The organism is Roseateles violae (assembly GCF_030410485.1).
Taxonomy (GTDB): Bacteria; Pseudomonadota; Gammaproteobacteria; order Burkholderiales; family Burkholderiaceae_C; genus Roseateles_D; species Roseateles_D violae.
The window spans coordinates 92,096-104,912 of record NZ_JAUHHC010000002.1 but is presented as its reverse complement, the minus strand read 5'-3'; the positions used below and the strand labels follow the sequence as shown (position 1 = coordinate 104,912).

Sequence of the window (12,817 nt, the reverse complement as noted above, 5' to 3'; positions counted from 1 at the left end):
AACCAAGCCACATGCCATGACACCGATCACCCGACCCTTGCTTGCCGTCGCCCTGAGCCTGAGCGCTCTGGCGTCCGCCAACGCCGAAACCATCCGCGTCGCCATCGGCACGCAGGACACGACGATCAACTGCGCCACCGGCGGCCTCTTGATCCGCGAACTCAGGCTGCTGGAGAAGTACCTGCCCCGCGAGGGCAGGTACAAGGACGCCAGCTACGACATCCAGTGGAAGAACTTCACCTCCGGCGCACCGCTGACCAACGAGATGGTGGCCGACAAGCTGGACATCGGCTCGATGGCCGACTTCCCCGGCGCCAACAACGGCACGGCCTTTCTGAAGGCCGGCAAGCAGAGCTTCTTCATCACGGTGCTGTCCGGCAGCACGCTGGGCAGCGGCAACGGCGTCGTCGTGCCGAAGGCGTCCAGCATCACCTCGCTGTCCGAGCTGAAGGGCCGCACCATCTCCGTGCCGTTCGCCTCCACCGCCCACGGCATGCTGCTGCGCGCCATCGCCGCCCAGGGCCTGGACCCGCAGAAGGACGTCAACATCATCACCCAGGCGCCCGAGGTCGCCGGCCCGGCGCTGCAGGCCAACAAGATCGAGGCGCATGCCGACTTCGTGCCCTTCTCCGAGTTGTTCGAGCACCGCGGCATCGCCCGCAAGATCTACGACGGCGCCCAGGCCAGCACGCCGACCTATCACGGCACGCTGGTGGCCGGCGACTTCGCGAAGAAGCATCCCGAGATCGTCGTCGCCTTCCTGCGCGCCGCCCTGGAGGCCGACCGTCTGATCGCCGCCGAGCCGGAGAAATACAGCGAGCTGATCGAGAAGGTCACCGGCATCGAGGCCGCGGTGAACTACCTCTACCACGGGCCGCTGGGCCTGCAGACGCGCGACAACAGCTGGAAGCCCGAGTACCGCAAGGCGCTCGCCACCTCGATCGAGACGCTGAAGCTGATGGGCCGCGAATCGCCGCTGAAGGCCGAGAGCTTCATCGACGACAGCTACATCCGCGCCGCCTTCAAGGCCGCCGGCCTCGACTACGAAGCCCGGCTGAAGAGCTACGACAAGCTGCCGCTGAAGGCCCATGACGCCGTCACCGGCAAGCCGATCACCGACTTCCAGCGCGTGGCCGGCATCTGGCTGCTGGGCGAGCCCAAGGTGCGCCACTACGCCAGCATCGAAGGCGCGTTCGCCGACCTGCGCAAGCTGGAGGCCGAGGGCGGGAAGGCCCGCGGCATCTATGTGCACGACCTGCTGCACCGCATCAAGCTGCTCGCGCCCAATGCCTGGTTCGTGGCCGACGCCAAGGGCCAGCTGAGCGCCTTCCTGCAGAAGGACGCCGCCAATGCCTACGCCGCCGCGGTGAAGGGCAAGGCGCTGGACTTCGCCGCGGCCCAGGCCGCCGCCAAGGCGCTGTGACGCGAGCACCGGGCCTGTCATGAGTGCCGTCCTCCCCGCCACCGCGCCGCCGCGCCGCAGCCCGGCCCGGCGGCGGCCGCCGCCGAGCCGCCTGACGCTGCAGGGCCTGTCGCTGCTGGCCTGCCTGCTGCTGTGGCAGCTGGCCTGCGCCTACCGCCTCCACCTCGGCTTCCTCAGCTTTGCCAACACGCCACGGCCGGCCGAGGTCCTGCAGGCGGCCTGGCTGCTGGCGCAATCGCCCAAGCTGGGGGCGCACCTGGCGAGCAGCCTGCTGCGCGTCGGTGCCGGCTTCGGCATCGCGGCCCTGCTGGGCGTGGCGCTGGGCCTGCTGATCGGCCGCCTGCCGCTGGCCAAGCTGCTGCTGCTGCCGCCGCTGGAAGTGCTGCGTCCCATCCCCGCGGTCGCCTGGATCCCGCTGTCCATCCTGATGTTCCCCTCGTCCGAGGGCAGCATGATCTTCATCACCTTCGTCGGCGCCCTCTTCCCCATCGTGCTGAGCACCATCCACGGCGTGCAGCATGTGGATGCACGCCTGATCGCCTCGGCACGCGGCCTGGGCACGCGGGGCTGGCGGCTGTTCACCGAGGTGATCGCGCCCGGCGCCGCGCCCAGCATCGTCACCGGCCTGGCCATCGGCATGGGCACCTGCTGGTTCTGCCTCGTCACCGCGGAGATGATCGCCGGCCAGTACGGCATCGGCTACTACACCTGGGAGAGCTACACCCTCCAGGCCTATCCCAATATCGTCGTCGGCATGCTCGTCATCGGCGCCCTGGGCATGGGCAGCAGCGCCCTCATCACCTGGCTGGGCGCCTGGCTGATGCCCTGGCAGGGAGGCCGGCGATGAGCAAGCCCAGCCATGAAGGCGGCCGCCTCGAGGTCGGGCAGCTGGCCATCGAGCTCGGCGAGGGCACCTCCCGCTTCGAGGTGCTGCGCGAGCTGTCGGTCAGCATCGAGCCCGGCGAGTTCGTCTGCCTGCTGGGGCCCTCGGGCTGCGGCAAGTCGACGCTGCTGGGCGCGCTGGCCGGCCACCTTGCGCCCGCGCGGGGCAGGCTTGCGCTCGACGGCGAGCCGATCACCGGCCCCGACCCCGACCGCGGCCTCGTCTTCCAGCAGCACACGCTGTTTCCGTGGAAGACCGTGCTCGACAACGTCGGCTACGGTCTGAAGATGAAGGGGGTGCCGCGCGCCGAGCGAGAGCAGCGAGCTGGCGCGCTGCTGCAGATGGTGGGCCTGGCCGGCTTCGAGCAGCGCTATCCGCGCGAACTCTCCGGCGGCATGCAGCAGCGGGTCGAAATCGCCCGCGTGCTGATCAACCAGCCGCGCGTGCTGCTGATGGACGAGCCCTTCGGCGCGCTCGACGCCCTCACCCGCAGCCGCATGCAGGAGCTGCTGCTGGAGCTGTGGGCCCGCATGCGCACGACCGTCGTGTTCGTCACGCACGACATCGACGAAGCCCTCTTCCTGGCCGACCGCGTCCTCGTCATCGGCCCGCGCCCGGGTCGCATCATCGAGGAGCTCAGGCTCGACTTCGCCCGCCCGCGCAGCAGCGCGCTGCTGACCGAGCCCGCCTTCGTGCAGCGCAAGCGCCGCTGCCTGGCCCTGCTGCGCGAAGACGCCGCCGCGCAGCCGCTTGAACGCCTCACCCCTCTCGGCACGCCAAGCTGGCGATTCGCGACATGACCGAACTCCTTGACCCCGAACTGCAGGACCTGCTGAAACGCCTGGCCGACGCCGACCCCGGCGTGCGCCGTGTGGCCGTGCTGGACTTTGCCGACCTGGAAGACGCCGCCCTGCTGCCGGCGCTGGCCGGCCTGCTGCTCGAAGACCCCGAGCCCACGCTGCGCGCCGAGGCCGCCCGCGCCCTTGCCGGCTGGGACGAGCCCGCCGTCGTCGACGCGCTCGCCGCCGCGCTCGGCGACACGGCCGAGGTCTCGAGCGCCGCCGCCCAGGCCCTCACGGAGCTGAAGGATCCGCGCTCCGGCGAACGCCTGCTGGCCCACGCCGCCTCGCCCGAGGCCTTCATCAGCGCCGCCGCGCTGCGCGCCCTGCGCGAGCTGCGCATGCCGGCCGCCGCCACGCCGGCTCTGGCCGCGCTGCAGCACGCCGACGCCGCCGTCCGCCGCGAGGCCGTCGGCGTGCTGGGCTGGCTGCGGCATGCGCCGGCGCTGCCGCTGCTGACCCGCGTCGTCGTCGACGACCCCGACCCCGAAGTCCGCCGCGCCGCCGCCGGCGCGCTGGGCCTGGCGGCACCGGAGCAGGTCGCCGGCGTGCAGGACGCGCTCTGCGCATCGCTGCGCGACACCGCCTGGACCGTCCGCGAGGAAGCCGCCTCCACGCTCGGCAAGCTGCGCGCCAGCGCCGCAAGCGCCGCGCTGCGCGATGCGATGCAAGACGACTACTGGCAGGTCCGCCTGCGCGCCGCCCGCGCCCTCGGCCGCATCGGCGACAGGCAAGCCCTGCCGGTGCTAGGCGCCGCCCTGATCCACCCCGCCGGCAATCTGCGCAAGGAATCGGCCATCGCGCTGGGCGATATCGGCGACGACGCCGCCGTGCCGGTCCTGCAGCTGGCCGCCGCGGATCCCGACCCCGAAGTCCGCAAAGCCGTGCGCCTGGCCCTGCAGCGCCTCGGCGCCAGCGCCGGAGCCGAGCGATGAACGCAACCGTCCCGCTCGCCGTCGATCTCTCACCGCGGCGCCTGCGCCTGCAGTGGCCCGAGGGCAGCGCCGAGCTGCCCGCCACCGCCTTGCGCGCCGCCTGCCGCTGCGGCCCCTGCCGTGCCCGGGCGCTGCGTGGCGAGCCGGCAGCCGACGACGCCGTCGAGCTGATCCATGCCGAGCCCGTCGGCCGCTACGCCTTGCAACTGATCTTCAGCGACGGCCATGACCGCGGCATCTATCCGTGGACGCTGCTGCAGGCGCTGTCGGTCTAGCGGAAGGTCGAGAAGGCCGCATTCGGCTGGCGCTGCACCATCTGGCCGACGGCCAGCACCGCCTGGGTGCGCGAGGACACGCCCAGCGCCTTCAGCACCGCGGCGACATGGTCCTTGATCGTCTCGACCGAGACGCCCAGCTCGCGGGCGATGATCTTGTTCGGCTTGCCCTGCAGCAAGAGGGCCAGCACATCGGTCTGGCGCGGCGTCAGCGACAGGCCTTCCAGGCCCGTCGTCGTCTGGAAGTTCGAGGCCAGCGCCTGCTCCTGGATCTGCTGCAGCTTGCTCTGCTGCGGCGTCGCGGCCGACGGCGCCTGCTCCGGCTCGCTGCTGCCCAGCGCCATCGGCGGCACATAGATGCCGCCCGACATCACCAGCTTCAGCGCCTGGGCCAGCACCTCGGTGCTGCTGCGCTTGGGCACGAAGCCCATCGCGCCCTGGTCGATGGCGCGGATCACGTCGCTGGTGCGGTCCGAGGCCGAGATGACGACCACCGGCAGCGCCGGATAGGCGGCGCGGAATTCCTCCAGCACGTCGAAGCCGCTGGCATCGCCGAGCTGCAGGTCCAGCAGCACCAGGTCGAAATCCTCGTGCTGGCGCAGGGTCTCGCGCGCGGCCGCGGCACTGTCCGCGCCGATCACGCGGACATCCTCGCCCAGGCCTTCGATGACCGTCTGCAGGGCCGACAGGATCAGCGGGTGATCGTCGATCAGCAGTACCTTCATGCCCGGCCCTTTTCGCTAGCAAAATTCCCCATGAGGGGAACGATGATAGGCCGCCGGCCCTCGCTTGGGCACACCCCCGATGGGGGTGATGGCCAGGGCGACGGGTTCGCTACACGTACTGGCGGGTCAGCGATTCGGCCACGCAGACCGGCTTGTCCGAGCCCTCGCGCTCGACGGTCACCTCGACGCTGAACTGCGCGCCGCCGGCGATCGCCTCGAAGCTGAGCAGCTTGAAGCGCGCCCGCAGCCGGCTGTCGACCGGCACCGGCGCCGGGAAGCGCACCTTGTTCAGGCCGTAGTTGATGCCCATGCGCGTCTCGGCCACCTTGTAGCTCTCGGCAAAGAACTTGGGCAGCAGGCTCAGGGTCAGGAAGCCATGGGCGATGGTCGTGCCGAAGGGCCCGGCCGCCGCGCGCACGGGGTCGGTGTGTATCCATTGCTGGTCGTCGGTCGCGTCGGCAAAGCGCTGGATGCGCAGCTGGTCGATCAGCACCCAGTCGCTGACCGCAATCTCCTGGCCCGTGAGCGCGGCCAGATCGGCCAGCTTGTCGAAAACACGCATGATGCTCGTCGTCACTCATCCAGCCAGGCGGTCAGCGGCTGCCACTGGGCCAGGTCGCGCTCGACCCGGCTCGGCGCCACGTCCCACAAGCTCAGGCCGCGCGCCGCCAATTGCACATAGTTCTGGGTGTCGCGCAGCTGGCCCAGCACCGGCACGGCCAGCTCCTGCAGGAAATGCTGCAGCTGCTCGACCGACAGGGTGCCCTCCTTGGCGCGCATGCCCACGATGGCCAGAGCCGGTTTGTGCCCGGTCTGCCTGCGCAGATCATGCAAGGTCTGGACGAAGTCGTATGTCGCCTGGATGTCAAACAGGCTGGGCTGCAGCGGCAGCAGGATCTTGTCGGCGATGCGGTACAGCGCCTCCAGCCGCTTGCCGTGCAGGCCGGCCGGCGTGTCGATCAGCACATGGCTGACGCCCTTGGGCGGCCTGACGCTGGCCTTGCCGTCGAACTCCCAGCCGGCGATCCTGGGCAGCTGCGGCGGGCGCAGCGCCAGCCAGCGCGCGGCCGACTGCTGGCGGTCGGCGTCGCCGAGCATCACCTGCGCGCCCTGGCGCGCCAGATAGCCGGCGATATTGCTGGCAATGGTGCTCTTGCCGACCCCGCCCTTGGGGTTGGCGATCAGGATCACGGGCATGGCGGCTCCTCGCTCCAGGATTTGCGGGCGATATTAGCCGCGCCCCCCGGCCGGCGGCAATGCAGGCAAGGCCGGAGCGGCGCCGCCGGGCCGGGTTACGCTTGCGGGATGGCCGACATCCTGATCATTGCCGCGCACCCGGACCTGGCGCAGTCGCGCGTCACCCAGGCGCTGCTTGCCGCCGCGCAAAAGCTGGCCCCGCAGCGGCTTGCCCTGCGCGACCTCTACCGCCTCTATCCCGACTACGCGATCGACGTCGCCGCCGAGCAGGCGGCGCTGACGCCGGCCCGCCTGCTGGTGCTGGTCCATCCGCTGCAGTGGTACAGCATGCCGGGCCTGCTCAAGATCTGGCTGGACGAAGTGCTGCGCTTCGGCTGGGCCTACGGCCCCGGGGGTCAGGCCTTGCAGGGCAAGGACCTGTGGCTGGCCACCTCGACCGGCGGCAGCGCCGAGTCCTATGCCGAGACCGGCCACAACCGCCATACGCTCGACACCTTCCTGCTGCCCTATGCGCAGAGCGCGCGCCTGTGCGGGCTGCGCTTCCTGCCGCCCTGGGTGCTGCATGGCGCGCACCGCGTCTCCGATGCCGAGATCGAGCAGCATGCGCGCGGCTTCGCCGAGCGCCTGCTGAGCTACCCGGGCTGGTGCGCGGGCCTGCCCGGCGAGCCGCCGCCGGAGATCCCGCTCGATGCGCGGCCGGCGCTGTTCAGCCCCATCGGGGGGACATCCTGATGGAGGCGGCGACCGCGCATCACGGCGCCTGGCTGCATCTGCCGCTGGTCTTCCTGGCCGCCGCCGTGCTGGCGGTGCCGCTGGCGCGCGCGCTGCGCCTGGGCTCCATCCTCGGCTATCTGCTGGCCGGCGTCATCATCGGCCCCAGCGTGCTGGGCCTGATCGCCGCGCCGGCGACGATTCTGGAGGTGGCCGAGTTCGGCGTCGTGCTGATGATGTTCCTGGTCGGCCTGGAGCTGGAGCCCGAGCGCCTGTGGGCGCTGCGCCGGCCCATCTTCGGCTGGGGCTCGCTGCAGCTGTTCGGCTCGGCCGCCCTGCTGCTGGGCCTGGCGCTGCTGCTGGGCCTGCCCTGGCGCCTGGCCCTGGTGGTCAGCCTGGGCCTGGCAATGTCCTCGACGGCGGTCGCGCTGGCGGTGCTGGCCGAACGCAATCTGGGCCGCACGACGGCCGGCACAAGCGTGCTCAGCGTCGCGCTGCTGCAGGACATCGCCGCCATCCCCATCCTGGCCCTGGTGCCCATCGTCGCGCTGCAGCAGGACGGTGGCGCGGGCGGCGGCGGCTGGCAGGCGCTGAAGGCGCTGGCCGTGATGGCCGCCATCATCCTCGGCGGGCGCCTGGCGCTGCGGCCGGCCCTGCGCTGGATCGCGCGCAGCCGCACGCCGGAGATCTTCACCGCCGCCGCCCTGCTGCTGGTGATCGGCACCGCGGCGCTGATGCTCAGCGTCGGCCTGTCGATGGCCCTGGGCGCCTTCCTGGCCGGCGTGCTGCTGGCCGAGAGCGAGTACCGGCGCGAGCTGGAGACCGATCTGGAGCCCTTCAAGGGCCTGCTGCTGGGCCTGTTCTTCATCGCCGTCGGCATGGGCGTCGATCTGGCGGTGCTGGTCCAGCAGCCGCTGCTGGTGCTGAGCCTGCTGCTGGCGCTGCTGGTCTGCAAGAGCGCGCTGCTGACGGCAATGGCCCGGTGGATGCAGATCCCGGTGCTGGAACGGCCGGTGTTCGTGATCCTCTTGGCCCAGGGCGGCGAGTTCGGCTTCGTCGTCTTCCAGCTGGCGCGCCAGTCGGGCCTGATCGACGCGCAGCAGAATTCGGCCCTGGTCGCGGCGGTGGCGCTGTCGCTGGCCTGCACGCCGGCGCTGCTGCTGGTCACCGACCGCCTGCTGACGCCGCGGCTGGCGCGCCAGCGCGTGCCGCAGGCGGCCACGCTGGACGAGCCGCAGAGCGCGCCCATCATCATCGCCGGCTTCGGCCGCTACGGTCAGATCATCGGCCGCATGCTCTACGCCAACGGCATCGAGGCGACCGTGCTGGACCACGACGCCGAGGCGATCGAATCGCTGCGCCGCTTCGGCTGGCGCGTCTTCTTCGGCGATGCGACCCGGCTCGACCTACTGCGTACGGCCGGCGCCGAAACGGCGCGCGTGCTGGTCATTGCCGTCGACGAGATGGAGCACAGCGTCGAGATCGCCGCCCTGGCCCGCCAGCATTTCCCGCGCCTGCAGATCGTTGCGCGCGCGCGCAACGTCACCCATTTCTACAAGCTGCGCGAACTCGGCGTCACCTTGATCGAACGCGAGACGCTGGACTCGGCGCTGATGAGCGCGCGCAGCGTGCTCGAGCAGCTGGGCTGGGAGCCGCATGCGGCGCGCAAGCTGGCCTGGCGCTTCCGCCAGCACAATGTCGAACAGCTGGAGCGCACGGTGCCGCTGCACAAGGACGAGGCGGCGCTGATCGCCGCGGCCAAGCAGGGCCGGCGCCAGTTCGAGGAGCTGGTCGCCCAGGAACGCGAGCAGGCGCGCGCGCGCCGGCCGCAGCAGCATCACTGGGGTCAATCGTCATCGGACGGCGACGAACGGGGCTAGCGGCGACAATTGCGCCCATGTTCGCCCCGTCCCAACTCGAAGTCCGCCGTTTCTTCTGCCAGACCTATCGCAAGCTGCGCGAGGGCGCGCCGCTGATCCCGATGGAGGCGCTGGCCGCCGACTGGATCCAGCAGCACCCCGAGTACCACGCCGAGCTGGCCGACGAGGAGACCGCGCTGGCGGCCGTCTACAGCGTGGAGGAGGGCCGCACGAATCCCTTCCTGCACCTGTCCATGCACCTGACGATCACCGAGCAGCATGCGATCGACCAGCCCAGCGGCATCCGCCAGGCGATCGACCTGATGGCCGCCAAGCGCAACTCGCTGCACGAGGCCCATCATGTGGCCATGGATGCGCTGGGCGAAATGATCTGGGCCTCGCAGCGCAGCGGCCTGCCGCCGGACGGGCATGCCTATCTGGACTCGATACGCCGAAAGGCCACCGCCTAGCAGCGTTCATCCCGGGCGACACCACCGCGACGGGCGCAAAAAAGCCACCCTCGGGTGGCTTTCGCTTTCTTGCCGGCGGCGCCTGCCGCACGCCCTCGGGCCGGGCTCAGGCCTGGATCGCGCCGCCCAGGCTGGACTTGCGCTCGCTCTTGCCCAGGGCCGAGTAGAGCCCGCTGCTTTCGCTGGGCATCAGCACGTCGATCGCGCGATCCAGCGCGGCGGTGGCGCGGGCCAGCGATTCGCGCTGGGCGGCGACGCGGCCGCCGGCCTGGACCAGGCGGTTGCGCAGGCTGGCCGGCACATTGCCGCTGCGGGCGGCCTCGCTGAAGCTGGCGATCGCCTGGGCCAGGGCCTGGTGCAGCTGGGCCGAATGCTGTTCGATCGCCGGCGTGTCGCGGCGCAGCAGCGCCTCGCCGAGCAGATTCAGGCAGCTCTCGACCTCCAGCAGCGGCTTTTCGAGCTGCTGGCTGACCGGGTTGCTTGGCTCTGTCGTCGTCGAAGGCGAAAGGTGCATGGTTGTCCCCGCCCTCTGGGCGTCGAGATTCATTCTTGGTTTTGTCGGAAGACCGGCCGGGCGCCGGCCCGTTCGCTCAGTGCTTGGGCTGCGTGCGGGCCAGCAGTTCCTGCGCGTTGGCGATCAGCTTGTCGGCGATCGCGTCGGCATTGACGCTGAACTTGCCCTCGGCGATTGCCTGCGAGATGCGCTGGACCTTCTCGGCATCGAAGCTGCCCTCGTCCGCACCGACGCCGGACAGCAGGCTGCTGGCGGTGCTGGACAGATTCAGCTGGGTGCTGGCCTCGGGCGCCTTCTTGGCGCCGGCGACGGTCGCGGCGGCAGCGGGCTGCTGCGAACGCGTGCCGGCGGCGGCCTTGTCGGCCCCGACGGGGCTGGCAGCGGCTTCTGGGCTGTTACCGATTTTCATGCTGTTCTCCAAAGGTCCCGGCCGGTCACAGACCTGACCCGGTTTTTCGGTGTATCGACGCGTCCGAGCGGCACTTTAGGACTTTCGTCAAAAAAATGTGCAAGCCGGCCGGAATGCCCGCTCACAGCAGCAACTCCACCAGACGCTCGCCGGTCGCCCGGCCGCTGACCGTGCGGCCGTTGTCGAAACGGATCTTCACGTCCTGCCCGTCCAGCCCGGCCGTCAGCGCCTGGCCTTCGCCGGCGATCGCATAACCGGGACCGGCGACCCGCACCATCACCGTCTCGCCGGCGGCAAACCACTGGCGCCGGTTCAGGCTGCTGCTGCGCAGCGCGTCGCCGGCGGCCAGCGGGCGGGTCAGCGTACGGCCGACCAGGGCGGCGGCATCCGTGAAACCAGCTGCCGGCTCCGCCGCGATATCGATTTCGGCCACCGACAGATGTTCTTGAGTCAGCACCGTGCCGGCCGGCAGCGGGCCCGAGGCGACCAGCGCCCGGCCATAGACCTTGACCGTCACCGGCAGGCTGACGTTCCAGCGCGCCAGGCCGGCGGCGGCACCCTGCCCGCCATGCTGGCCATCCAGGCAGCGCAGGCCGATGCGGGTGCGGCCCCACATCGACAGGCCGGTCGGCAGATAGGGCTGCACCTGGCGGCAGGGGGCCAGCTTCAGGCGCGGATCGAGCCGGCCCAGCTGCACCTCAACGCGCGCCTGCGCCGGCATGCCGTTCAGCGCGCCGGCCTCGGCCAGCTGCTGCACCTGGCTGGCCAGGCCGGCGTCCAGCGCCTGGGCGCGAGCGGGCAGCGCGAGGCCCAGGCCCGTCGCCACGACCAGGCCCACGCCGACTGCGGCCAACAGGCGCAGCACGGCGAACAGCAGGGAGGACGGGCGAATCTGATGCATGGCGGCAACTTTAGACCCGGGGCCGGCGCCGCTGAGCCCGGAAATGCGCAGCAAAGCCCTCTTTATTCCCGCTAATGTTTTGCCGGTCGGCCACCAACAATCCGTTCACATCGCCAAATCCCGCAAGCCTGCGTGGAGCGGCGGCCCCAGCAAAGGGCACCTCACATGATGAACCGACTGACCGACCCGCTGAACTTCCAGACCCAGGCGCTTGCGCTGCGGTCCGAACGCCAGCGCCTGCTCGCCAGCAATATCGCCAATGCCGACACGCCGGGCTACCAGGCCCGCGACATCGACTTTGCCCGCGCGCTGCGCGAGGCCACCGGCGGCGCGGCCGTGCCCGGCGCCATGACGACGACGCGCGCCGGCCATATCGCCCCGCCGGCCGGCGCCCGCAGCGATGCCGAAAAGCTGTATTCCACCGCCGCCCAGACCAATCTGGACAGCAATAGCGTGGATATGGACCGCGAGCGCGCCAACTTCGCCGACAACTCGGTCAAGTACGAGGCGACGCTGCGCTTCATCAATGCCTCGGTGCGCACTACGTTGGACTCGATGAAGCCGCATAACGCCGGCTGATAAAGGATTAGCCCGTCATGTCGATGTTCCAGATCTTCAATATCTCCGGCAGCGCGGTCAGCTCGCAGAGCCAACGCCTGAACGTGGTGGCCAGCAACCTGGCCAATGCCGACACGGTGGCCGGCCCGGACGGCCAAGCCTACAAGGCGCGCCAGGTGGTGTTCCAGACCGCCCTGGTCGGCGCGGGCAACGACCTGGCCTCGGCCGGCGTGCGCGTCAGCACGATCAGCGAGGACCAGACGCCCGGCCGCAAGGTGCTGGACCCCAAGCATCCGCAGGCCGATGCCGAGGGCTATGTGACCTACAGCAATGTCAACACGGTCGAGGAGATGGTCAACATGATTTCCGCCTCGCGTTCGTATCAAAACAATATCGAGGTGATGAGCACGGCCAAAAACCTGCTGCTCAAGACCTTGCAGCTGGGCCAGTCCTGAGGAGCGCCTGAGAGATGGATGTCACCGCACTGAACACCACCCCGAGCACCAGCGCCACCGCGGCCAAGACGGCGCAGGACACGCAGGACCGCTTCCTGAAGCTGCTGGTCGCGCAGATGCAGAACCAGGATCCGATGAACCCGATGGACAACGCCCAGGTGACCAGCCAGATGGCGCAGATCCAGACGGTGTCGGGCATCAGCACGCTGGACAGCTCGGTCAAGTCGCTGGCCTCGCAGTTCGGCCAGATGCAGATGCTGCAGAGCGTGTCCCTGGTCGGTCGCGAGGTCAGCGTCGCCGGCAACCGGCTCGACATGTCCTCCGGCGCCGGCCAGGGCAGCTACGAGCTGGCCTCGCCGGCCGATGCGGTCAAGCTGGAGATCCTGAGCCCGGCCGGCAGCGTGATCGACACCGTGCAGCTGGGCGCCCAGGGCGCCGGCCGCCAGGACTTCACATGGCCAAGCACCGCCTACGGCATCGACTCGGATCTGAAGTACCGCATCACCGCCACCAAAGGCGCCGCCCCGGTCAGCAGCACCACCTTCACCCGCGACACCGTGACCTCGGTCAACGCCAGCGGCGGCAGCCTGAAGCTGGAGCTGAAGAACCTGGGCCTGGTCGACTACGCCAGCGTCACCTCCTTCGACTGAACCGCCTGCCCCC

The 12,817-nt window shown here is 70.3% G+C and carries 17 protein-coding genes; 11 read left to right on the top strand and 6 right to left on the bottom strand.

Features of this window, described 5'->3' with window-relative positions; genetic code table 11:
* The first annotated feature begins 16 nt into the window (after positions 1–16).
* Genes QWJ38_RS05985 through QWJ38_RS05965 form a run of 5 tightly spaced genes read left to right on the top strand, consistent with a single transcriptional unit; the run spans position 17 to position 4,355 of the window.
* Positions 17–1,423, top strand: coding sequence for an ABC transporter substrate-binding protein (locus tag QWJ38_RS05985; RefSeq protein ID WP_290358156.1), 1,407 nt, complete (start codon positions 17–19; stop codon positions 1,421–1,423).
* Positions 1,424–1,442: 19 nt separating this feature from the next.
* A complete protein-coding gene (locus QWJ38_RS05980; protein WP_290358155.1) occupies positions 1,443–2,270 on the top strand; it encodes an ABC transporter permease in 828 nt (275 codons plus the stop codon).
* Positions 2,267–3,106, top strand: a complete 840-nt coding sequence (locus QWJ38_RS05975) for an ABC transporter ATP-binding protein (protein ID WP_290358154.1) — start codon at positions 2,267–2,269, stop codon at positions 3,104–3,106. Before QWJ38_RS05980 ends, QWJ38_RS05975 begins: the two co-directional genes overlap by 4 nt.
* Positions 3,103–4,080 carry a HEAT repeat domain-containing protein gene (locus tag QWJ38_RS05970; RefSeq protein ID WP_290358153.1) on the top strand — a complete coding sequence of 326 codons (978 nt, stop codon included), beginning with the start codon at positions 3,103–3,105 and terminating at the stop codon, positions 4,078–4,080. The genes QWJ38_RS05975 and QWJ38_RS05970 overlap by 4 nt, the downstream gene beginning before the upstream one ends.
* Positions 4,077–4,355 carry a DUF971 domain-containing protein gene (locus tag QWJ38_RS05965; protein WP_290358152.1) on the top strand — a complete coding sequence of 93 codons (279 nt, stop codon included), beginning with the start codon at positions 4,077–4,079 and terminating at the stop codon, positions 4,353–4,355. The genes QWJ38_RS05970 and QWJ38_RS05965 overlap by 4 nt, the downstream gene beginning before the upstream one ends.
* Here the strand turns inward: QWJ38_RS05965 and QWJ38_RS05960 are convergent.
* The 3 genes from QWJ38_RS05960 to QWJ38_RS05950 all read right to left on the bottom strand — a co-directional run bounded on the left by QWJ38_RS05960 (position 4,352) and on the right by QWJ38_RS05950 (position 6,277).
* Positions 4,352–5,080, bottom strand: a complete 729-nt coding sequence (locus QWJ38_RS05960) for a response regulator (protein WP_290358151.1) — start codon at positions 5,078–5,080, stop codon at positions 4,352–4,354. The genes QWJ38_RS05965 and QWJ38_RS05960 overlap by 4 nt on opposite strands.
* A 109-nt stretch (positions 5,081–5,189) precedes the next feature.
* The gene (locus tag QWJ38_RS05955; RefSeq protein ID WP_290358150.1) at positions 5,190–5,642 is read right to left on the bottom strand and encodes a MaoC family dehydratase; all 453 of its coding nucleotides are present in this window, start codon (positions 5,640–5,642) and stop codon (positions 5,190–5,192) included.
* Between the two features lie 11 nt (positions 5,643–5,653).
* Positions 5,654–6,277: a ParA family protein gene (locus QWJ38_RS05950; RefSeq protein WP_290358149.1), complete on the bottom strand. Its 624-nt coding sequence runs from the start codon at positions 6,275–6,277 to the stop codon at positions 5,654–5,656.
* 108 nt (positions 6,278–6,385) lie between these two features.
* On the opposite strand from QWJ38_RS05950, the gene kefF reads away from it, so the two are divergent.
* The 3 genes from kefF to QWJ38_RS05935 are packed head-to-tail and all read left to right on the top strand — an operon-like array spanning position 6,386 to position 9,317.
* Positions 6,386–7,009, top strand: a complete 624-nt coding sequence (kefF, locus tag QWJ38_RS05945) for a glutathione-regulated potassium-efflux system oxidoreductase KefF (protein WP_290358148.1) — start codon at positions 6,386–6,388, stop codon at positions 7,007–7,009.
* Complete coding sequence (kefC, locus tag QWJ38_RS05940; RefSeq protein ID WP_290358147.1) at positions 7,009–8,868, top strand: glutathione-regulated potassium-efflux system protein KefC; 1,860 nt, start codon at positions 7,009–7,011, stop codon at positions 8,866–8,868. The genes kefF and kefC overlap by 1 nt, the downstream gene beginning before the upstream one ends.
* Positions 8,869–8,885: 17 nt before the next feature.
* A complete protein-coding gene (locus QWJ38_RS05935) occupies positions 8,886–9,317 on the top strand; it encodes a DUF1841 family protein (RefSeq protein ID WP_290358146.1) in 432 nt (143 codons plus the stop codon).
* 106 nt (positions 9,318–9,423) lie between these two features.
* Here QWJ38_RS05935 and QWJ38_RS05930 read toward each other — a convergent pair whose 3' ends face one another.
* From QWJ38_RS05930 to flgA, 3 genes are all read right to left on the bottom strand, one after another.
* A complete protein-coding gene (locus tag QWJ38_RS05930) occupies positions 9,424–9,831 on the bottom strand; it encodes a hypothetical protein (RefSeq protein WP_290358145.1) in 408 nt (135 codons plus the stop codon).
* A gap of 76 nt (positions 9,832–9,907) precedes the next feature.
* Positions 9,908–10,240, bottom strand: a complete 333-nt coding sequence (gene flgM, locus QWJ38_RS05925) for a flagellar biosynthesis anti-sigma factor FlgM (RefSeq protein ID WP_290358144.1) — start codon at positions 10,238–10,240, stop codon at positions 9,908–9,910.
* 121 nt (positions 10,241–10,361) lie between these two features.
* The gene (flgA, locus tag QWJ38_RS05920; RefSeq protein ID WP_290358143.1) at positions 10,362–11,141 is read right to left on the bottom strand and encodes a flagellar basal body P-ring formation chaperone FlgA; all 780 of its coding nucleotides are present in this window, start codon (positions 11,139–11,141) and stop codon (positions 10,362–10,364) included.
* A 165-nt stretch (positions 11,142–11,306) separates the two neighbouring features.
* Between flgA and flgB the strand changes: the two genes are divergently transcribed.
* Genes flgB through QWJ38_RS05905 form a run of 3 tightly spaced genes read left to right on the top strand, consistent with a single transcriptional unit; the run spans position 11,307 to position 12,804 of the window.
* A complete protein-coding gene (gene flgB, locus QWJ38_RS05915) occupies positions 11,307–11,720 on the top strand; it encodes a flagellar basal body rod protein FlgB (protein ID WP_290358142.1) in 414 nt (137 codons plus the stop codon).
* A 17-nt stretch (positions 11,721–11,737) separates the two neighbouring features.
* A complete protein-coding gene (gene flgC, locus QWJ38_RS05910; RefSeq protein ID WP_290358141.1) occupies positions 11,738–12,154 on the top strand; it encodes a flagellar basal body rod protein FlgC in 417 nt (138 codons plus the stop codon).
* 14 nt (positions 12,155–12,168) lie between these two features.
* Positions 12,169–12,804: a flagellar hook assembly protein FlgD gene (locus QWJ38_RS05905; protein WP_290358140.1), complete on the top strand. Its 636-nt coding sequence runs from the start codon at positions 12,169–12,171 to the stop codon at positions 12,802–12,804.
* Positions 12,805–12,817: the final 13 nt, after the last annotated feature.

Excerpts from the sequence above, each read along its gene's own strand:
- QWJ38_RS05985 (WP_290358156.1), top strand. The coding sequence starts at position 17 with ATGACACCGATCACCCGACCCTTGCTTGCCGTCGCCCTGAGCCTGAGC.
- QWJ38_RS05980 (WP_290358155.1), top strand. The coding sequence starts at position 1,443 with ATGAGTGCCGTCCTCCCCGCCACCGCGCCGCCGCGCCGCAGCCCGGCC.
- QWJ38_RS05975 (WP_290358154.1), top strand. The coding sequence starts at position 2,267 with ATGAGCAAGCCCAGCCATGAAGGCGGCCGCCTCGAGGTCGGGCAGCTG.
- QWJ38_RS05970 (WP_290358153.1), top strand. The coding sequence starts at position 3,103 with ATGACCGAACTCCTTGACCCCGAACTGCAGGACCTGCTGAAACGCCTG.
- QWJ38_RS05965 (WP_290358152.1), top strand. The coding sequence starts at position 4,077 with ATGAACGCAACCGTCCCGCTCGCCGTCGATCTCTCACCGCGGCGCCTG.
- QWJ38_RS05960 (WP_290358151.1), bottom strand. The coding sequence starts at position 5,080 with ATGAAGGTACTGCTGATCGACGATCACCCGCTGATCCTGTCGGCCCTG.
- QWJ38_RS05955 (WP_290358150.1), bottom strand. The coding sequence starts at position 5,642 with ATGCGTGTTTTCGACAAGCTGGCCGATCTGGCCGCGCTCACGGGCCAG.
- QWJ38_RS05950 (WP_290358149.1), bottom strand. The coding sequence starts at position 6,277 with ATGCCCGTGATCCTGATCGCCAACCCCAAGGGCGGGGTCGGCAAGAGC.
- kefF (WP_290358148.1), top strand. The coding sequence starts at position 6,386 with ATGGCCGACATCCTGATCATTGCCGCGCACCCGGACCTGGCGCAGTCG.
- kefC (WP_290358147.1), top strand. The coding sequence starts at position 7,009 with ATGGAGGCGGCGACCGCGCATCACGGCGCCTGGCTGCATCTGCCGCTG.
- QWJ38_RS05935 (WP_290358146.1), top strand. The coding sequence starts at position 8,886 with ATGTTCGCCCCGTCCCAACTCGAAGTCCGCCGTTTCTTCTGCCAGACC.
- QWJ38_RS05930 (WP_290358145.1), bottom strand. The coding sequence starts at position 9,831 with ATGCACCTTTCGCCTTCGACGACGACAGAGCCAAGCAACCCGGTCAGC.
- flgM (WP_290358144.1), bottom strand. The coding sequence starts at position 10,240 with ATGAAAATCGGTAACAGCCCAGAAGCCGCTGCCAGCCCCGTCGGGGCC.
- flgA (WP_290358143.1), bottom strand. The coding sequence starts at position 11,141 with ATGCATCAGATTCGCCCGTCCTCCCTGCTGTTCGCCGTGCTGCGCCTG.
- flgB (WP_290358142.1), top strand. The coding sequence starts at position 11,307 with ATGATGAACCGACTGACCGACCCGCTGAACTTCCAGACCCAGGCGCTT.
- flgC (WP_290358141.1), top strand. The coding sequence starts at position 11,738 with ATGTCGATGTTCCAGATCTTCAATATCTCCGGCAGCGCGGTCAGCTCG.
- QWJ38_RS05905 (WP_290358140.1), top strand. The coding sequence starts at position 12,169 with ATGGATGTCACCGCACTGAACACCACCCCGAGCACCAGCGCCACCGCG.